The organism is Lapillicoccus sp., assembly GCF_036559105.1.
GTDB lineage: Bacteria > Actinomycetota > Actinomycetes > Actinomycetales > Dermatophilaceae > Lapillicoccus.
On record NZ_DATBTV010000139.1, the window covers coordinates 1 to 19421 of the forward strand.

Genomic DNA, 19421 nt, shown 5'->3' on the forward strand with positions numbered 1-19421 from the left:
ACGATGCTGCCGGCCACGCTCCAGCGCACGGCCGAGAGCCGCTTGGTGGCGCCGACGCCCATGATCGCCGAGGTGATCGTGTGAGTGGTCGAGATCGGCGCGCCGAACGAGAAGCCGGCCACGTAGAGGATGGAGGCCGCCGTCGACTCGGCCGCGAAGCCCTGGGGCGGGTCGAGGTGGATGATCCGCCGGCCGAGGGTCCGCATGATCCGCCAGCCACCCGCATACGTGCCGAGGCTGATGACGATCGCGGAGAGGACCAGCACCCACAGGGGGATCGACGGTCCTTCGTGGACCCCGGCCACGTTCAGCGCGAGGACGACAACGCCCGCGGTCTTGGCCGCGTCCTGGAGTCCGTGCCCGAAGGCCATGGCCGCGGCGGAGAAGGTCTGCGAGTACCGGAAGCCTCGTGACACCTTGTGCGGGTTCGCGCCCCGGAAGATCCAAAGGATCGCCGTCATGACGAGGTAGCCGAGGATGATGCCGGCCACCGGCGACAGGAGCATGGGGATGACGACCTTGTCGAGGATCCCCTGCCACTTGACCGTTGCGCCGGCCGCGAGGGCCGCGCCGCCCAGCCCGCCGATGAGCGCCTGGGACGAGGACGAGGGCAGTCCCTTCCACCACGTCAGCAGGTTCCACCCGATCGCTCCGACCAGGGCGGCCCCCACCAGCCAGAGCCCGTCGATGCCCTCCGGAGCGTCGATGATCCCGCTGCCGACGGTCTGCGCCACGTTGGTGCCGAAGAACGCACCGACGAGGTTGGCGACCGCCGCCATCGCCAGGGCGATGCGCGGGGTCAGCGCCCGGGTCGACACCGACGTGGCGATGGCGTTCGCCGCGTCGTGGAACCCGTTCGTGTAGTTGAAGGCCATCGCCAAGGTGATGACGACGGCCAGAGCGAACCACTCCACGGGTCGGTCAGCTCTCCTTGACCGCGATGCCCTCGACCGTGTTGGCGACGCTCTCGAACGCGTCCGCCGCGGACTCGAGCGCCGACACGATGTCCTTCATCTTCAGCACGTGGATCGCGTCGGAGTTCTCGAAGAGGTTCGCCACGAGCCGGCGGTAGTGCTTGTCGGCCTGGTTCTCGAGGCGGTTGATCTCGATCCAGTACTCGGAGAGGTCCTGCATGGCCCGCAGCCGGGGCATGGCGTTGGACGTCAGGTCGGCCATGCGGCCGATGATCTCGATCTGCTTGGCGACGCCCTTGGGCAGCTCGTCGACCTGGTAGAGCTCGACGAGGTCCGCGGCTTCCTCCATGTAGTCCATGCAGTCGTCCAGCTTGGACGCGAGCGCGTAGATGTCCTCGCGGTCGAACGGCGTGATGAACGAGGCGTTGACCCGGCGCATGATCTCGTGGGTCGCCTCGTCGCCGAGGTGCTCGAGGTCGTGCATCCGGTCGACGACCGTCTTGCGGTCCTCCGGGGTCTGGACGGCCAGGAGGTTGGTCAGCTCCTTGGCGGCCTGTACCAGGTGTCCGGCCGAGATGCCGAACAGCTCGTAGAAGCTGTCCTCTTTCGGGGTGAGGCGAAACGCCACAGTGAGTCTCCGGTCGTCATGCGTGCCAGCTCGGCAACGGCCGTGGGACAGGCTACGGGAAATGGTTCAGTCCCTTGCAACTCTGCGGCCATCCCGCCGTCGCTGACCGGACACCCGTCGTCCTCCCGTCAGCGAGTCACTCCGCGTGCTCGACGCCGAGGACCTTGTCGATCTCCTGCACGCTCAGCCGGTGCGACGTGGACGTCGCGGCGACGACCAGCTGGCCGACCAGCTCGATCTCCTCGTGGAGAGCGGTGTCGTGCAGCTCGTCGGTCGCCGCCACCCGGGGCTCCGCCTGGCCCTCCCCCGGTTCGTGCCTGGGGTCCTTGGCGGCGGCCATTCGCCCAGAGTACGCGCGGACCCTAGGGCAGACAGCGTTAGCGAGCCACGACATCATGTCCCCATGCCCAAGCGCTCGCCCCAGCCTGGGAACGGCCAGCGGGAGGTGGTCGAGGTCCCCGAGCCGAGGTCCCAGGGAGTCGACGAGCACGGGGCGTTCGCGTTCGCCAGCTGCTCGGTATGCGGGTGGCGAGGCCCCGGCCGGCGCTCGCGCGAGCGGGCCCGTTCGGACCTCGAGCACCATCTGGCCGCCGAGGACGGGCATCCCGCGGAGGTCACGGACGCGCTGAGCTGAGCCGGGTCACGTCGGGCCGGGAAGCGCCTCACGGCGCGAGGCCGCTCTAGGCGGCGTGTATTGGGACCCGGGGCTACCGCGGCCCGACGCCGTCACAGGATATCCCACCCGTCCCGATGCCGCCCGGGGTCAGTCGGGTCCCCGCGACGTTCGGGCGGACCGCAGGGCTGCGTGGGGTGACTACGAGAGCTCTCCGAGCCGCCAGAGCGAGGCGGCGGCCGTGAGGTCATCCGCGGTGTCCATGAGGTGGGCGGCGCGGGTGGCCGCCTCCTCCCCCTCCGACCGGTCCGCCCGTCCCGCGGCCACGACCCGGCAGAACGCAGCGGCTCGCTCCAGGGCGACGGCCAGGTCGCCCTCGAAGACGCCGGCCAGGATGGTGTCGGCCAGGTCGGTGACCTCCGCCGGACCGGGTGGGTCCGCCGCCCCGGCCACGGCATGGTCGACGTCCGCGAACCGGACCCCGGCGCGGTAGTCGAGGCTGGCCTCGTCGGGCGCCCGGCGGACCCACTCGCGCAGGACGTACAGCCGCCAGAGCGCACCGGGGAGGGTACGGGCCGGCCGATGGGCCCACAGGTCGGCGACGGTCGTCAGGCCGAGCTCCTCGACGAGGTCCACCAGGCGGGCCGTCACCGTCGGGTCGTGCGCACTGCGACCGGCGTGCACGAGGACGGCGGCGGTCTGGTGGGCGGCCTCGATCTCCTGCATCGGGTCCACGGTCCCGCCGAACGCCTCCATCGCGGCCGGGCTCATCATGGCCGGCCGCCGGGGGCGGTGTTCGTCGCTCATCGCGTCCCATCCTGCCGTATGCGTACGCGCCCGGGCCGGTGGCCGGCGGGCTCCGGCGCCGGTTCCGGCGCCGCGGCGGTCGCGGTTCGAGTGCGGTCAGTGGGTTGGGTACAGGTCGAGTCACCCATCCCGACGCGCATGACGACCGAGGTGGGTACGCGACCGGTTACTCAGCGCCGGAGCGCCGAACCGCTACTGGCCGCGGCCAGTCCGGGCCTGGAGGCGGTCGATGTGCTCGGAAGCCTGGGCCTTGGTCAGGTCGGCCGGTAGCTGCTCGCCCGCCTCCCGGGCCAGCGTCTCGAGGTAGCTGCGCTGGGCGCCGGTCATCGCCTCGTCACCGGTGACCCACTCGCTCGGGTCCTTGACGGTGCCCGACGCCTCACCGGGTTGGGACGCGCCGATCGTGTCGCCCGCCGGGGCGGGGTCCTCACGGCCGCTGCCCTCGTTGACCCCCTGCGGCGCGACGAGGTCGGGGAGCGCGTCCTGCTCCGCCTGTCCGTGCTGCTCCGGCACCACCGAGTGCTCGGTGTTCTCGGTCTCGTCGGTGGCCCCTGGCGATGATGTGCTCATGGTTCGAACCTAAGCGAGGCCGGCGACACCGGCACGTCGGGAACCTCGGGAACCTCGGAAACGTCGGGAACGTCGGGAACGTCGGGGACGTCGCGGGGTCATCGGGACGGTGAGCCCGCGACCTCCGCCTCCCGCTCCTGCTCGGAACGACGGCGCAGTACCTGGACCAGCCGCAACCCGGCCGCGGCGGCGACCGCGCCGAAGGCGATCCACACCCCGACCTGCCGGGGCGCCACGGCGGGGTCGCTCTCGAGAACGACCGGCCCGACGGCGGCGGGCCGCGCGGGCGTCGGTGGGGCTGCGTGTCCCGGCATGGCCGGACCCGGGCGGCTGGGGTCGAGGGTCATCGTCAGCGCGTCGTAGGGGGACACGATCCCCCAACCCAGGGCGGCGTCCTTGACGCCGGCGCGCGGCCGTTGGGCCGAGGCCTCGATCCGGTACTTCCACAGCGCCGGCCCCTCGTCGGGGTACCGCTGCGCCAGCAGTGCCGCCGTCGCGGCCACCAGTGGCGTCGCGAAACTCGTCGCCGGGGCACCGGACAGCAGGCAGTCCCCGACGTGGCCGAGCGCCGCGTTGAGGCCCTGACCGACGGCCGCCACCGTGATGTGGTCGCCCTGGATGTTCGCCGAGGTGTCCACGGCCCGGGCCTGGTTGACCGACGTCACCGACACCACCCCCGGGAAGGCCGCGGGGTACCGCGGGCCGTCCTTCGCGCTCGGCGCCGAACCCCGGTCTCCCGCACTGGCCACGACGAGCGCACCCTTGGACGTCGCATACGTCACGGCGTCGGCGAGCGCGGGGTCCGGCGTCTCGACGCTCATCGAGACGTTGACGACCTTGGCGCCGAGGTCGACGGCCGCGCGGATCCCCTCGGCGAGCCGCGGCGTCGTCGGGGTCAGGTCCTTGAGCCGGTCGTCGGAGAGCCCCTCGGTCGAGGCGACCCCGAAGACCTGCACGGGCACCAGCGTGGCGTCGCGGGCCAGCCCGACCTGGCCGGAACCGTCGACCGCACGGCCGGCCAGCAGGCTGGCCACCGCCGTGCCGTGCCCGGAGAGGTCGTTGCGGCCGGACGGGTCCGGCGTCCAGCCCTCGACGGCCGGCAGCAGCGTTCTCCCCGGCCGCACCGCGGTGTCGGCCGGTAGGTGGGCGTTGCCCACGTCGATCCCCGAGTCGACGACCGCCACGGTGACCCCGCGCCCGGTGGCCAGCGGCCACACCGACGCGACGCCCAGCTGGTTCAGCGCCGCCGAACGCTCCTTGACGTAGACCGGCCCGGTCCTCTGTTCGGTGCACGAGCCGTCCGCCGCGGCGGCCGGTGCGGCCGGAAGGGCCACCAGTGCGACGAGCGCCGCCGACCCGCACGCCGCCGCGGCGACGCCGAACCGGGCACGACGCATACCCCGGCTCACGGCGAGTCGATCTTCGGTGCGCCGACGGCGGCCTCGCTGAGCGCCGGACCGGCCGGCAGCAGCGACACCCAGGACGGCGGGACGTAGCGCGGAGTGACGTCCTTGTAGCCCAGCCGGGCCAGCGTCTCGGCGGACGGGTCGGTGATGGTGAACGCCTGGCCGGACTGGTCGACGACGGCCACCGGCCCGGACGTACCGGTCGAGCTGGCCCGGACCAGTGCGCCCCGCCCGGGCTGGACGTAGACCGGCTGCTTGTTGGCGGGCTTGACGAACGGGGAGTCGGCCGACGTCGTCGCCAGGTGGGTCACCGCCGGCTTGCCGTCGACGGTCTCGAGCACGGCGCACGGCGTCCCGGTGGCCCGGTTGGGGACCGTCGTCGGCCAGTCCTCCGGCACGAAGTTCTTGGTGTCGCTCGGCTGGATCCGCGCGAGGTCGTCGTTGGAGACGGTGACCGGCTTGCCCAGCCCGTCCGGCGCGACCGCCTGGTAGACCGCCGCAGCGAACGGCGTGAGCGGAATGGTTCCGTTGGCGACCATCACCGACATCGCGTCGTTCTGGTCCTTGTTGACGACGAGCTGACCGACCTTGGAGAGCTTGTTTCCCAGGGTGTACTGCCCGGTGAGCGGCTGGCCGACCTGGCCGCGGTTCCGGAACCCGAACGAGTCGAAGGTCAGGTCGGTACCGGGGTTGAACAGGTCGACCCACGTCCCGGTCACGCCCTGCGGCGTCTCGAGCTGGCCGAGGTACTGCTTGACCGGGTCGTAGGACCCCGCCGGGATGGCGTAGCGACGTCCGGAGGCGAGCAGGTAGCGGATGTCCTGGTCGGTACTGGTCACCTTCACGGTCAGCCCGCTCGCGTCGGCGGATGCGGGTGCCTGCGCCGAGCCGATGGTCAGGGCCGGCTTCGTCCCGTCGAAGCAGGAGACCCATCCGGTCTGCAGCAGCGACCCCGCGGGCGGCAGGTCGTCGGGTGCGCCGAGGATCCCGAGGGTGGACCCGTGCGGCGTCGCCGCGATCTTGTTGTCGTCGACGACGAGGACCTCGAAACCCTTGTCGGACGGGAGGATCAGCCGGGCCGACGTGGCGTTGAGCACCGGGTGGAGGGTGCCCTTGATGGTCACGAACCGGGCCGCCGACGTCTTGCCGATGACCACGTAACCGTTGTCCCACCCGTCCGGCAGCGGCTGCGCGAAGAGGCCCGCGATGGCCGCGCCGCCGACGAGGAGTCCGCCCAGCGTGACGCCGGCGACGACGGGGCGCGACCGCGAGACGCTCTCGACCTCGCGGCCGCCCGGGGCACCGCTGAGGAACGCCGAGACCAGCCGGCGGCGGTTGTAGGCGTGGGCCTCGACGAGGTCGCGCTTGCTCGCCACGGGTCAGCTCCGGAATGCGGCGATGAGGCCGAGGGCGATGACGAGCAGCGGGACGAGGGCGAAGAGGGCGAGCCCCTCGCAGAGGTCGAGGATCCGACCCTTGCGGACGGTGGCCTTGTCGGGCAGCGCCAGGCTGACCAGCACGGCCGCCGCGGCGATGCCGACGACCGGGCCGATGACGACACCCCAGGACGGGTGCTGAAGGAGAGCGGTCAACGTGCCGGTGACGATGCCGAGGGCGCCGCCGAGGAGACCGACGACGACGTCGCGGGCCAGCAGGAACTGGCGGGTCCGCATCATCTGGACGACGCCGGCGGCCCAGATGATCCCCAGCCCAGCCCAGCCGAGCGCCACCACCGACGGGGCACCCAGGACGACGACGATCGCCACGCTGAGGGAGAGCCCGAGCACCAGGTCGTGCGCCAGGTCCATCCCGCGCTGGACGCGGTCGGGGTCGATCGCCGCAGGTTCCGCGAGGATCTCCGACTCGCTCTGCATGGGCGGGACCATGGTCCGCGACGAGCTGAGGGCGAACCACGGGATGAGGCTGCCGAGGATCACCGCGACGACGACGACGATCGCGATGACCTTGTTGGGGTCGAAGGTCGAGGCGAGCAGGACGGCCCCGGTGGCTGCGGCGGCCAGGCCGACCACGACCGCGGGTAGGAAGGCCCAGGCGTGGTCACGGAGCAGGGCCATGCTCAGGCCGCCGACCACCGCGAGTGCGACGCCGGCCACGACCAGCGGGAGCTCCCGCCCGTCGCCGGGCACCGCGCTGAGGGCGGCGACGACCGCGTACACGGCGGAGCCGACCAGCACGACGACCGCGGCCGCGACGTCGACCCGGACCCGCGCGAAGACTGCTCCGGCGAGCAGCAGGAGGACGCTCGCAGCCCCGGCGACCACCGTGACGACGAACCCGCCCTGGCGCTGGAGGAAAAGCGCCACGCCGCCGAGACCCAACAGCAGCGCCGACAGTCCGAGAGCGGTCGCGCGCGAGTTCTGCGCGGTCCAGCCCGCTCCGAGGCCCTCGACCGTGTCGGCGACCGCCTCGACGACGTCGTCATAGACCTTCTTCTCCTCGGCCTCCGCTCCGGTGACGAGGGTGAGGACCTGCCCGTCGTGGACCCCCTGGGCGAGGAAGCTCGCGTCGAGGTCCAGCGCCCGCCCGTCCGAGCCGACCAGCGCATACCCGCCGTAGGCCTCGTAGGCGTCGAGCGAGCCGATCAGGCCGGCCACCTCCGGGACGATCTCGGCCAAGGGCAGGCGAGAGGGCAGGACGAGGTCCAGGGTGCGGTCGCCGGCCGTGACCGTCACGCGGATGAGGTCGGCGGACTGCGTGTTCGTACTCATCAGTCCGTCACCCGCATCGGTCGGTCGGTTGCCGGCCCGCTGGCGAGCCCCCCGGTCGCCGCGCGTGTCGGCGGCCAGAGAGATGGTAACCGCCTCAGCGGACCACGCCGTCCGTCGTCTCTCCCTCGTCGACCCACTGGTCCTCCGTGACGAGGGACAGGTCGTCCGCGCGTTTGCGGTCACGGTCGCGACCGCTGCCGGCCCCGCCGCCCACCACGGCACCCCGGCCACCCGAGGCACCACCGCGACCGGCGACCTTGGCGCCACCGGTCTTGGCCGAGGTACCGGCGCCCCCGGCCCCGGAACGACCACCCGCAGCAGCGCCCTTGGCGGCCCCGCGGCCGCCGGCGCCCTTGGCGCCGGTCGCGCGACCACCCGCGCCGCCCTGGCCGCCCTGGCCGCCCTGGCCACCGACGACGGTCCCGGACGGGCCACCGCGCCCGGCGACCCCCCGACCGGAACCACCGCGACCGGAGGCACCGCCGACGCCGCCACGGCCGGCGACCCCGTTCTGGCCCGAGAGGAGGTTCGTGGCGCCACCCGCGCCGCCGGCGCCACCACGGACGGCACCACCGGCGGCGGCGCCGCGAGCGGAGCCGCCGAGCACACCGCTGACGCCGGGAGCGCCCATGGCCAGGGCGCCCGCCCCCGACATGCGGCCTGCGGCCATCCCCATCGAGCCGGCGGCCATGCCCAGGCCGCCGCCGACGACGCCGGCCGCACCTCCGAGCGCGGCTCCGCCGGCGCCGCCGAGGCCGGCGGCCCCGCCGACGCTGAGTGACGACCCGCCGCCAACATCGAAGGAGCCGGTCACCGGCATGGACGAGCCGCCGACCGAGCCGCCGGACGTGCCGCCGGACGTGCCGCCGGGCGTGCCGACGAGCGTGCCGTCCACCGACGGGGTCGGCGTCCAGGGCAGCGGGTCCGTGCCCGTTGGGGGCGGTGGGGGTGGCGGTGGGGGTGGCGGTGGTGGCGGTGGGGGCGGTGGGGGTGGCGGAGGCGGCGGCGGATAGCTCGGGTAGTCCGGACCGCCGGTGGTTGGTTGGAGGTGCGGCTGCGGCCCGCCGGTGGTCGGCGGGAGCCCGCCTCCGGTGCTCCCGCCGGGGAGGCCGCCGCCCGAACCTCCGCTGGTCGAACCTCCGCTGGTCGAACCTCCGCCGGTCGAACCTCCGCCCGGCGGGGTGTCCCACGCCTCGATGGAGTTCGCCTTGGCGAGCGCGGTGCCCGCGTTGTCGAGCTGCTTCTGGAGCAGGTTGTACTGCGTCTCCATGGCCGCCTCGCGGCTGTCGACCGTGCCGTCGTAGGACTTCTTGTCGGTGTTGTACTGACCGACCGCGGTCGCGTAGTCGCTCGACGAGCCGTAGTCGAAGTAGTCCGGGGCGGGCGGCGCAGCCGGCGGCGGCTGGTGGTTGGACCAGTACGCCTGCGCCTCGTCGACCGCCTTCTTCGCGGTCTGCAGGGCCTGGCTGCTGTCGTGCAGCTGCAGCGCCTTCTGGGACAGCGTGGAGGACAGGTCCTTGGTGGACTTCACCGCCGCCTGGCCGTCGGACGACGTCCATGACTCCTGCAGCAGCGGCACCAGCTTGTCGAGCTGGGTGGTGACGACGTCGAGGTTCTTCTTCGCGGCGTCGATCTGCGTCATCGCGTCGTCGATGGAGTAGGGAGAGGCGGTGTAGGCCGCGCTGTAGAGCTGCTTCTCCTTCGGGCCACCCGACGGTCCCCCGCCGCCGCCACAAGTCGGGTAGTTCATGGTGTGTCCTCTCCCTGTCCTGTCCGGCCCTGGGGCCGCCCCACTGCCTGTCCTGCCGTCTCGGGCTGCGGGCCGGAACCCGCGCCGTCAGGTCCTTCTGGTGTGTCAGCTGGTTGGAGGTCGCTGCGCGGCGCACGGTTCCGGGTCAGCGCCCATCCTCCCGCAACGAGCAGCGCCACCGCGACCACGCCACAGACCAGCCAGACCAGCCACGCCGTGCCACTGGTGCTCACCACCGGGGTCGTCACCGGCGCGGCCTGCTGCCGGCCCGCGGTCTCACCACCCGCGGTGGCCGCCGGAGCGCCGGCCGCGGGTGCCTTCGGGAGAGACCCGTCGCTGCCCACCGCCTGAGGGATGAACGGTGGGGTCGGTTGGTCGCTCACGACGTTGCCCATCGAGGCGTAGATCGGCATGACGTCGGGGTAGACCGTCGGGTCAGTGGTCAGTGTCGCGTCGAACGACGTGGTGCCGAACCCGCGGCGCGGCTCCCACACGGGCGAACCGTCGGGATGACGCGCTCCCCGCAACAGCGAGTAGAGCAGCTGGTTTCCGGTGGCCTGAGGCCACTTCTGCTTCATCAGCGCGAGCTGGCCGGCGACGATGGCGCTCGCTCCGGAGGACCCCGACTGCAGGACGGCCGAGTCCCAGCGGTTGCCGGGCGTCAGGCCGCCACCGACGAGGTCGGCGCCCGGGGCCACGAGGTGGATGTTGTACTCGACGTCGAACGAGCGGGCCTGGTCCCAGCTGTCCAGCGTGCTCGTGGGGTTCGTCGCGAGGACCTTCCCGTCGGCCTGCATACCGCCGACGACGAGCACTCCCGCGTTGCCGCCGGGGGACATCACCTTGGCGGACGGGCCGCCGTTGCCGGAGGCGGCCACCACGACGACCCCCTTGGCGAACGCCCGGTTGAACGCCGCCTGGATCTCGTCGCCATTGACGTCGAGCGACACCGGGATCTGGATGACCTGCGCGCCGTCGGCGACGATCCGGTCGATGAACGCGGCCAGCCCCGGACCCCAGCAGTCGAGGTTCTGGTGGGCCGCAGGGTCGACGGTGTTGAACATCGCGTAGGTCTTCAGCGTCGCGCCCGGCGCGACCCCGAGGACGCCGACGCCGCCGGGACCGTTGCCCTTGCCGCTGCCGACGAGCAGCGCGGCCATCGACGTGGTGTGGAACGACGTCTCGTTCAGCGGCCCGTCGGGCGTGGCGGGTCCCCACTGCCGCCACAGGTCGCGGTCGCACAGCGAGGCGGTCGGTTGCACGTCCTGCCCCTGCAGCTCCGGTATGCCGGTCGCCACGGGTCCGTCGAGGAGGGCGATGGTCACGCCCTTGCCGGTGATGCCCTGCTGGTGCCACGTGGTGAGCTTCGTGGCGTCGACCCACCACTGACCGCGCTGCCAGTCGCCGAGCGACCCGGCCGCGGCCGGTCCCGCCGTCAGGGTGGGCAGCACGACCGCACCGGCCACCGCAGTGGTGACCAGTGTCGTGAGCAGCCGCCCGGCCACGTCGGGTGCTCCGAGCCTCAGCTGGACGTGCTGGTGGCGTCCGGGGCGGCACCCGGATCGGTGCCCGGCTGCGTCCCCGGCTCGGTACCTGGCTGCGTCACCGGACCGGCGCCCGACGGGCCGGCGGTCGCGACCGGCGCGACGTACTTGTCGTCGCCCGGCTTGATGCCGGTGTCGCCGAGGTTGTCGACCCGGTCCTTGTTGTCCTGGGTCAGCTTGGCGTAGTCGACCTGGGAGACCTCCTGGTCCTTGAGGACCGCGTCGACCGACGCGTGGAGGTTCTGGGTCAGCACGGTGATCGCCTGGTTGACCTCCTCGATGAGGTCGTCGATCACCCCGGACGCGGTGGCGAACACCGCGTCGGTGCTCTGGCCGGCCGGCGAGGTGCCGAAGATCCCGTAGCCCTTCAGCACCACGAGCGCCTTGACTGCGTCCTGCGCGGCCTTCAGCGCCTCGGCGGTGTTGGCGTCGTTCTGCTTGGCGGCCGCCATGACGGCGTCCGGCATCATCGCGATGTTCACGGGCCCCTCCTCGAACTCCCCCGTGTCACCCCTCCGCTGCGCGGGGGGGTGTCATCAGTGTCACAGATGGCGGCGACGAACCAGTCCTCGTCGCGCCTGGTACGGCTGAACGGCCCCGGCCCGGTCGAGCTGGGCGCGGAGCCGTCCGAACCGCGGTGCGGGGCTGCGTCAGCCCCACATCCCCTTGTTCTTGTTCTCGGTGGCCTGGGCTTCCTCGGCCGCCTGGATGACGACCGGCGGCATCTTGGCCACGGCGTCGAACATCTCGGTGAAGAGGTTGTCGACCTTCTTCTTGAACTGGTCGTAGGACTGCCGCGAGGCGGTGCCCTCGCCCCACTCGGGGAGCGTGCGGAGCAGCTCGCCGCTGAGGTCCTCGAACCCGGACTTGAGGTTGTTGTGCGTGCTCTTGATGTCGGCGGCCATGCCCTCGAGCGAGCCCTTGCCGACCTTGATCAGGTCTCCCATGTTGTCGTACCCCTTACTTGACCGACGTGGACAGCCGCGTGGCGGCCTTGGTGAAGCTGGACGCGGACTGGTCCTGCTGGGCGTTGACCGTCGACTCCTGCTGGTCGAGGTTGTCGGCGAAGTGCTCCATGTCGCTGACGATGGCCTCGGCGTCCTCGAGCCAGTTGCCCACCAGCGCGAAGAAGGCGTCGGCCGCCGGGCCCTTGTACTCGGGCCGCAGGCCCTGGGCCTGGCCGAGCAGGCTCTTCAGCTGCTGCTGGAACTCGCCTTCCTTGGTGCGGACCTTGCCGGCGGCGGCCTTCTGTGCGCCTTGCCGTTGCTGAGTGGTGGACATGGGCCCCTCCTGGTTGTTCGACTGGGCTTCCCCTGCGTCGGGGTTGGTGTGTGGTCCTCTTCAGGTGGTGAAACAGGCGGTTCGCGAGGCCTCGCGACCCGACTGCTCATCCCTGCTCCGCGATGTGACTTTGCCGGACCGCACACCCCGCGACAAGGGTTTGACCAGCACCGATGTGCCTCCGGAGAGCGATTTGAGTGCGCGTACTCAGCCGCCGGTGAGCACCCTCACCGGGGATGCTCACCGGCACACACTCACCCCGCCGCGGGGTCAGGCGAAGAGGGCCATCGCGCGCTCGACGATCCCGGCGGCCCAGAGGGCGAGAGGCAGGACCGCCAGCAGCGCCAGCAGCTCGAGCAGGTCAGCGAGCCGGCTGGCCCACAGCGACCGGAACCCGCGGCCGAGCGCCAGGGCGACGCCGACCAGAGCCAGGGCGGTGACGACGGCCGCTGCGGGTGCCACGACGCCCAGCGACGAGGACGTCTCCCCCAGCGAGGCCGCCATCGCCAACCCCACCGAGAGCGCGGGCGCCACGGCGGCCAGCCGCAGCAGGGTCCGGTCGCGTCGCCGCCGGTATGCGCGTGCGGTGAGGGTCAGCGCCACGGCGGCCGCGAGCAGCAACAGCTGGACGGACAGCGTGGGGACCGCCGTCGGCGTGGCGAGCACGCCGAGCAGCACGGCGCTGCATCCCGCGGAGACCACGGCTAGGCCGACCAGTGTCGCCAGCTGCTCGACACCGGCCGCGACGACGACGGCACCGACCGCCTCGTCGTCGATCCGCCACCCTCGTCGACGGGGCCGACGGGCCTCGCGCGGCGACCAGCTGGTGACCGACAGCCGGCTGATGTCCAGCAGCACGTCGTCGTCGACGTCGAGGACGAGGTCGGGGACCACCCGCGCCGCGAGGACGACCACCGCCAGCCCGATGGCCGCGACGGAGGCGAGCGGCAAGCCCATGACGAGCGCGAGCAGCGCCAGCCCGCCCAACCCGGCGGCGAAGGTCAGCCAGACCCGTGGGACGTAGCGGTCGGGACCCGTACCGGACCGCCCGGTCAGCGCCACGAGGGCGGCACCCGCACAGGCCCCCACCAGCGCGACGACCGGCCCCTCGGACAGCACGCCGGTCGCCACCGCGCCCCCGACGAGCCCGAGGACCGGAGCCGTCAGCCGGAGCAGCCGGGGCGCCGTCGTGCTCTGGGCCAGCAGCATCCCCACCGCCACCAGGACGATCGCGACCACCTGCGGCCACACACTGGTCGCCCGCGGCGCGAGGAACGAGGCCGCCACCGCCAGGCCGCCGAACAGGCTGGCCACCAGGACAAGGGCCAGCGGGCGGACCGCGGTCGCCGGCGTACCCGCTCGGCGCCGCCGGCTCCGGCGGGAGGCGACCGAGCCCCGGCCACCCGAGGCTCCGGCCCGGCGCAGGTGACCGGTCGTCGACCCGACCGGCAGCAGTGTCTCCCCCGCAAGCGGGAGGTGCCCCGATGCTTCGACGGCCGAGGTCGTCGTGGCATACCCGAGCCGTCGTCGGCTGGAGCTGCCGCCGGGCGACGACGTGCGCACCGGACCCGGCGACCGCGACCCGGCCGTACCCCCGACCCCTGCCACCGGAACGGCCTCGGGTGCCGACCGGCGCAGGCGAGGAACCGGGACGTCGACGTCGACCGGCGCCGTGAGCAGCATCGTCCCCGTCTCGAGGTGGGCGAGGGCCACGGTCTCGTCCAGCGGCACGCTCTCGCCGCTCATCGTCAGCGCCATCAGCTCGCGACCCGGCTCGACGAGCGCGAGGACCTCGCCCACGAGGAGATGCTCGTCGACGACCACGTCGAACCGGCGCGGGCCCACGACGACCGAGAGGGTTCGCGTCCCGGAGCCTCGCGCTCGCGTCGTCGCCTCGGTCACGGGCCTATCATGCCGCTGGTCGAACCATGACCGCCGCAGCCGACGGACCGAGGGGAGCCATGGCCGCCACGACGGGAGTGCCGACCGCGGCACAGCGCGAAGGGCGCATCGAGCCTCCGCCCATGCCCTACGGCGAGCTCGAGCTCCAGCCGCCGCCACCGCTGTTCGCGGGCGAGGGCGCGATGTCCAACGTCCTCATGACCGCCGTGCCGATGGTCGGCTCCGTCGGCTCCGTGGCCTTCGTGGCGATGACCGGCAAGAGCGTCCAGAGCTACCTGGCGGCCGGGGCGTTCCTGCTCGCCTCGTTGGGGTTCGTGGGGGTCAGCATCTGGCGGGCCCGCTCGGGCAAGACCGCGCAGGTGACGAGCAACCGACGCGAGTACCTCAGCTATCTCAGCGGTATTCGCGGTCTCGCCCGCCGCGCCGGCTCCGAGCAGCGCAAGCACCTCACCTGGATCCACCCCGAACCGGTGGCACTCGCCGCGGTCGCCGAGGAGGGCACGCGGGTCTGGGAGCGCGCGCCCAGCGACGACGACTGGCTGCTCGTCCGGTATGCCCGTGGCCCGCAACGCCTCGGGCTCGAGCTCAAGCCGCCGGAGTCCGACACCATCGACAAGCTCGACCCGGTGTCGGCGTCGGCCCTGCACCGGCTGCTGGCGACGCACCGGATCCTGCCCGACCTCCCGACCGCGGTCGCGCTGAACTCGTTCTCCCGCATCGAGATCACCGGGGCCGAGGAGCATGCTCGGGCCCAGGCGCGGGCCCTGCTCGTCCAGGCGGCGACGTTCCACGCGCCCGACCAGCTGGTCATCGCCGTCCTCACCGAACCCGCGGCGCTCCCGCACTGGGACTGGGTCAAGTGGCTCCCGCACGCGCAGAGCCGACGCGAGGCCGACGCCGCCGGGCCGCGCCGACTGGTGTGCACCGACCTCGACGAGCTGGTGTCGCTGCTGCCGGCCGATCTCAGCGAGCGCCCACGGTTCGGGCCGGCTCGCACGGCGATCTCGCCGCACGTCGTCGTGGTCCTCGACAACGCCACTATCCCGGTCGGGCACTCGGTCATCACCGAGGACGGCGTCCTCGGCATGACGGTCATCGACATCCCCGAGCGATGGGACGAGCTCAGCGACGACAGCCGGGTCCGGCTGCACCTCGAGGCCTCCGACAACCCCCGCGACGAGGGCCGCGTCCGCGTCGCCGCCGTCGTCCCCCGGCAGGAGCCGATCCGCGGCTTCGCCGACCAGATGACCATCGCGACCGCCGAGGCCGCCGCACGACGTCTCACGCCCCTGTATGCGGGTGAGGGTCCGGCCCGTGAGGACGCCCTGACCAAGAGCACCGAGCTCACCGACCTGCTCGGGATCGCCGACGTCCACCAGCTCAACCTGGACCGCACCTGGCGGCCGCGGCCGCCCCGCGACCGGCTGCGGGTACCGATCGGCGTCGGCGCGGACGGCGGCTCGATCAACCTCGACATCAAGGAGTCCGCCCAGCAGGGCATGGGGCCTCACGGCCTGGTCATCGGGGCGACCGGGTCCGGCAAGTCCGAGCTCCTGCGAACCCTGGTCCTCGGCCTGGCCATGACCCACTCACCGGAGATCCTCAACTTCGTCCTCGTCGACTTCAAGGGTGGCGCGACGTTCGCCGGTATGGCCGGGATGCCGCACGTCTCGGCGATCATCACCAACCTCGCCGACGAGCTGACTCTCGTCGACCGCATGCAGGACGCCCTGTCCGGAGAGATGACCCGCCGCCAGGAGCTGCTCCGCGCGTCCGGCAACTACGCGTCGCTGCGCGACTACGAGAAGGACCGCACCTCGGGCGACCGGCCCGACCTCGCGCCGCTGCCCAGCCTGCTCATCGTCTGCGACGAGTTCAGCGAGCTCCTTTCCGCCAAGCCGGAGTTCGTCGACCTGTTCGTCGCGATCGGACGGCTCGGCCGGTCGCTCGGCATCCACCTGCTGCTCGCCTCGCAGCGGCTCGAGGAGGGCCGCCTGCGCGGCCTGGACAGCCACCTGTCGTACCGGATCGGACTGCGTACCTTCTCGGCCGGCGAGTCACGCAGCGTCATCGGCGTGGGCGACGCCTACGAGCTGCCCGCCGTCCCGGGTCTCGGGTTCCTCCGGCCCGACCAGTCCACGCTGCTGCGGTTCAAGGCGGCCTACGTGTCGGGTCCCCCCAGGGTCATCCGGCGGGCCGCCGGTGGCCGGGTCAGCACCGCTCGCCGCGAGGCGCTGCCGTTCGTCGCCGGTGAGGTGTTCTCGCGGCTGGAGCAGGAGGAGGCCGAGGCGTCCCGCGCGGCGGAGGAGTCCGCCGTCGCCGTCACGGAGGAGAAGCGGACCGTCTTCGACATCGCCGTCGCGGGGATGACCGGGCACGGTCCCGCCGCCCACCGCGTCTGGCTCCCGCCGCTCGACGTCCCCGACACCTTCGACCAGATGCTCCCGGACCTCGCGGTCGACCCCGAGCTGGGGCTGATCTCTCGCACCTGGCGCTCCCGCGGACCGCTGCGGTTCCCGCTCGGCACGGTCGACATGCCCCGCGAGCAGAAGCGCGAGATGCTGCGCGCCGACCTCTCCAGCGCGGCCGGCCACGTCGCCGTCGTCGGGTCGCCCCGGACCGGGAAGTCGACGCTGCTGCGGGCCATCGTCACCGGCCTGGCCCTCACGCATACCCCTCGTGAAGTGCAGTTCTACATCCTCGACTTCGGCGGGGGCACCTTCACCGGCCTGCGCGACCTGCCCCACATCGCCGGGATCGGCACCCGGTCGGAGTCGGACGTCGTCACCCGGATCGTGGCCGAGGTCGCCGGCGTCGTCGACGCGCGGGAGCAGTACTTCCGGGCCAACGGCGTCGACACGATCGAGACCTACCGCAGCCGCCGGGCGTTGGGGGAAGTGGACGACGGGTACGGCGACATCTTCCTGGTCGTCGACGGCTGGGGCACGATCCGCTCGGACTTCGACGAGCTCGAGGGCGAGCTCCAGGTGCTGGCCCAGCGCAGCCTGACCTTCGGCGTCCACCTGGTGACGAGCGCGACCCGGTGGATGGACTACCGCACGGGTGTCCGCGACGTGCTCGGGACGCGGTTCGAGCTGCGACTGGGCGACGCGATGGACTCCGAGATCGACCGCAAGCTGGCCGCCAACATCCCGCTCGAACGACCCGGCCGCGGCATCATGCAGGCGAAGTACCACTTCCTCGGCGCCCTTCCGCGGATCGACGGCGACAACAACCCCGGGTCGCTCGGCAGCGGCGTCCAGAAGCTCGTGACCGCGGTGCACGACGCCTGGCAGGGACCGCCCGGACCGAAGCTGCGGCTGCTGCCGACGCTCATCACGGAGGAGGAGGTCCGGCGCCTCGCACCTGCCGCGTCGACGATGCTGCTCGGCATCAACGAGCGCGCGCTGGCACCGGTCGGCCTGGACCTCGACCGCGACCCGCACCTGTTGATCTTCGGCAACGGCCAGTCCGGCAAGTCGAACCTCCTGCGGACCTACATGTCCGAGGTGACCCGCCTCTACACCCCGGAGAACGCCCAGCTGTTCATCGTCGACTACCGCCGCGCCAACCTCGGCGAGTTCCCCGACGAGTGGGTGGCCGACTACGCGACCAACGCGCAGACCGCGGCCGAGCTGGCCGGCGGCCTGGCCGAGTTCCTGCGCGACCGGCTGCCCGGCGGCGACGTCACGCCGGAGCAGCTGCGCAACCGCTCCTGGTGGGAGGGCAAGGAGGCCTTCGTCATCGTCGACGACTACGAGCTCGTCGCCACCAGCCAGGGCAACCCCCTCGACCCGCTGGTCCCGCTGCTCGCGCAGGCCGTGGACATCGGCCTGCACGTCGTCGTCGCCCGCCGCACCGGTGGGGCCGGCCGCATGTACGACAACCTCGTCACCGGTCTGCGCGACCTCGCCCAGCCGGGCATGCTGCTCAGTGGCGATGCGTCGGAGGGTGCACTGGTCGGCCAGCTGCGGGCGGTCCCCGCCGTGCCCGGCCGTGCCCGGATGCTCACGCGGGACGGCTACCACCTGGTCCAGGTCGGCTGGACCCCCTCCATCCACGGCGCCTGACCGCCCGGTTCGTGCTCTGAACCGCACCGATTCCGACCCGATCCAGCACGAACCACTCCGGGTGCGCGCCCCTGCCGCCCGTGCCGCCCCTCGCTCGATGCCGGCCGACCGGGCACCGGGCGGACGAAAGGGGCGGGTATGCCGTCAGCACTCGGCATACCCGCCCCCGCCTGAACCTGGGCGAGCTCAGCTCGCCTGCCCCCTCAGGCCCGGTTCAGACCCGCGGCGCGTCCTGGGGAGACCCGGAGGGCGGAGTGGTGGGAGGAGTGGACGGCGTCGTCGCCTGGTGCCACGGGCTGCTGTGGCTGGAGCGGTGATGGCCCCACCAGCCCTTCTTGACACCCACGACCGCGAGGACCACGAGCCCGACCAGCGGCCAGGGGCCCACGTGCCAGTGCCCCAACAGGTCCGGGACGATCGCGAGGGCGGCCACGACGAGCAGCACGATCGACGAGGCCTCGCCGCCGCGGACCGCGCGCTCGAGGCGGACCTGGCCGTCGTACCTCGGCAGGAACAGCCACGCGAGCAGGTAGAGGAAGACGCCGGGTCCGAAGACGGCGAGGATGACCGCGGCGACGCGGACGATGGCGGCGGAGACGCCGAGCCGCTGGGCGATGCCCGAGCAGACGCCCGCGATGACCCGGTCCTGGGACCGTGTCACCGAGCTGCGCCGCAGCGAGTCGAAGAACCGGTCGAGCGCCGGTGTCGGGGTGGAGGCGGGTGTCGTTGTCATAGGTCAATCGTGAGCCTCGAACGCGTCCCGCACAGGTGGGATCAACCCTGACGCAACCCTGACCACACCCTGACCCGGGTCAGCAGCCGGTCAGCAGCCGGTCAGCAGCCGAGCTGCGGCTCGTAGCCGGCCCGCAGGGCGGCGAGGCTCGCGGGCGGGGTGAGCACCGCGGCGGTTCCGGTTCGCGGCCGCGACGACCCATCCGCATACCCTTCAGTCGTCCACCGGACGAGGCCCTCGGCGCTGAGCAGGTGCGGTGTGCCGTCGAGCATGACGAACGCGCCCGCGGGGACATCTGCCCACCGCAGCTCGTGAAGCCGCCGGGTGCGCGTTCGAGGGACGAGCCGCTCGGTGTGCAGCCGAGTGTCGATCTCCTTGGCCGACAACCGTTTCGCGTGGTCATGCTCGGCGAGAGCAGCGCGGTAGGCGTCGTAGTCCTCCAGGCGGCAGAGCGCGCACGGACGATGGCCCGCC

General features: G+C 72.5%; 18 protein-coding genes. 2 read left to right on the plus strand and 16 right to left on the minus strand.

Annotated features, from left to right (window positions below):
• From VIG79_RS16960 to VIG79_RS16970, 3 genes are all read right to left on the minus strand, one after another.
• A partial coding sequence (locus VIG79_RS16960) for an inorganic phosphate transporter (protein ID WP_331887735.1) occupies positions 1–914 on the minus strand: 914 nt, incomplete at its 3' end.
• A gap of 7 nt (positions 915–921) precedes the next feature.
• Positions 922–1542 (minus strand): DUF47 domain-containing protein, encoded by a 621-nt coding sequence (locus VIG79_RS16965; protein ID WP_331887737.1) that lies wholly within the window; start codon positions 1540–1542, stop codon positions 922–924.
• A 136-nt stretch (positions 1543–1678) separates the two neighbouring features.
• Entirely contained in the window at positions 1679–1882 is a 204-nt protein-coding gene (locus VIG79_RS16970) for a hypothetical protein (protein WP_331887739.1), read from the minus strand.
• Between the two features lie 63 nt (positions 1883–1945).
• Here VIG79_RS16970 and VIG79_RS16975 point away from each other — a divergent pair, with 63 nt between their 5' ends.
• A complete protein-coding gene (locus VIG79_RS16975) occupies positions 1946–2176 on the plus strand; it encodes a hypothetical protein (protein ID WP_331887741.1) in 231 nt (76 codons plus the stop codon).
• Between the two features lie 180 nt (positions 2177–2356).
• Here the strand turns inward: VIG79_RS16975 and VIG79_RS16980 are convergent, their stop codons facing one another.
• The 11 genes from VIG79_RS16980 to VIG79_RS17030 form a co-directional block, all read right to left on the minus strand.
• Positions 2357–2962 (minus strand): hypothetical protein, encoded by a 606-nt coding sequence (locus VIG79_RS16980; protein WP_331887743.1) that lies wholly within the window; start codon positions 2960–2962, stop codon positions 2357–2359.
• Positions 2963–3154: 192 nt separating this feature from the next.
• Positions 3155–3364 (minus strand): DUF3072 domain-containing protein, encoded by a 210-nt coding sequence (locus tag VIG79_RS16985; protein WP_331887769.1) that lies wholly within the window; start codon positions 3362–3364, stop codon positions 3155–3157.
• Positions 3365–3630: 266 nt separating this feature from the next.
• Complete coding sequence (locus tag VIG79_RS16990) at positions 3631–4929, minus strand: S8 family serine peptidase (protein WP_331887745.1); 1299 nt, start codon at positions 4927–4929, stop codon at positions 3631–3633.
• An 8-nt stretch (positions 4930–4937) separates the two neighbouring features.
• Entirely contained in the window at positions 4938–6314 is a 1377-nt protein-coding gene (gene eccB / locus VIG79_RS16995; protein ID WP_331887747.1) for a type VII secretion protein EccB, read from the minus strand.
• Between the two features lie 3 nt (positions 6315–6317).
• Positions 6318–7667 (minus strand): type VII secretion integral membrane protein EccD, encoded by a 1350-nt coding sequence (gene eccD / locus VIG79_RS17000; RefSeq protein WP_331887749.1) that lies wholly within the window; start codon positions 7665–7667, stop codon positions 6318–6320.
• A 94-nt stretch (positions 7668–7761) separates the two neighbouring features.
• A complete protein-coding gene (locus VIG79_RS17005) occupies positions 7762–9417 on the minus strand; it encodes a hypothetical protein (protein ID WP_331887751.1) in 1656 nt (551 codons plus the stop codon).
• A complete protein-coding gene (locus tag VIG79_RS17010; RefSeq protein ID WP_331887753.1) occupies positions 9414–10922 on the minus strand; it encodes a S8/S53 family peptidase in 1509 nt (502 codons plus the stop codon). The genes VIG79_RS17005 and VIG79_RS17010 overlap by 4 nt, the downstream gene beginning before the upstream one ends.
• Before the next feature lie 17 nt (positions 10923–10939).
• Positions 10940–11443 (minus strand): hypothetical protein, encoded by a 504-nt coding sequence (locus VIG79_RS17015; protein WP_331887755.1) that lies wholly within the window; start codon positions 11441–11443, stop codon positions 10940–10942.
• A gap of 168 nt (positions 11444–11611) precedes the next feature.
• A complete protein-coding gene (locus VIG79_RS17020; RefSeq protein WP_331887757.1) occupies positions 11612–11908 on the minus strand; it encodes a hypothetical protein in 297 nt (98 codons plus the stop codon).
• 13 nt (positions 11909–11921) lie between these two features.
• On the minus strand, positions 11922–12242 hold the full coding sequence (locus VIG79_RS17025) for a WXG100 family type VII secretion target (protein WP_331887759.1): 321 nt from the start codon (positions 12240–12242) through the stop codon (positions 11922–11924).
• 270 nt (positions 12243–12512) lie between these two features.
• Complete coding sequence (locus VIG79_RS17030; RefSeq protein WP_331887761.1) at positions 12513–14144, minus strand: hypothetical protein; 1632 nt, start codon at positions 14142–14144, stop codon at positions 12513–12515.
• Positions 14145–14203: 59 nt separating this feature from the next.
• Between VIG79_RS17030 and eccCa the strand changes: the two genes are divergently transcribed.
• Positions 14204–18214 carry a type VII secretion protein EccCa gene (gene eccCa / locus VIG79_RS17035; RefSeq protein ID WP_331887763.1) on the plus strand — a complete coding sequence of 1337 codons (4011 nt, stop codon included), beginning with the start codon at positions 14204–14206 and terminating at the stop codon, positions 18212–18214.
• A gap of 214 nt (positions 18215–18428) precedes the next feature.
• On the opposite strand, the gene VIG79_RS17040 is transcribed toward eccCa, so the two are convergent.
• Together VIG79_RS17040 and VIG79_RS17045 are read right to left on the minus strand one after the other, a co-directional pair.
• Positions 18429–18947: a PspC domain-containing protein gene (locus tag VIG79_RS17040; protein ID WP_331887765.1), complete on the minus strand. Its 519-nt coding sequence runs from the start codon at positions 18945–18947 to the stop codon at positions 18429–18431.
• A 101-nt stretch (positions 18948–19048) separates the two neighbouring features.
• On the minus strand, positions 19049–19421 hold a 373-nt coding region (locus VIG79_RS17045; protein ID WP_331887767.1), incomplete at its 5' end, for a hypothetical protein.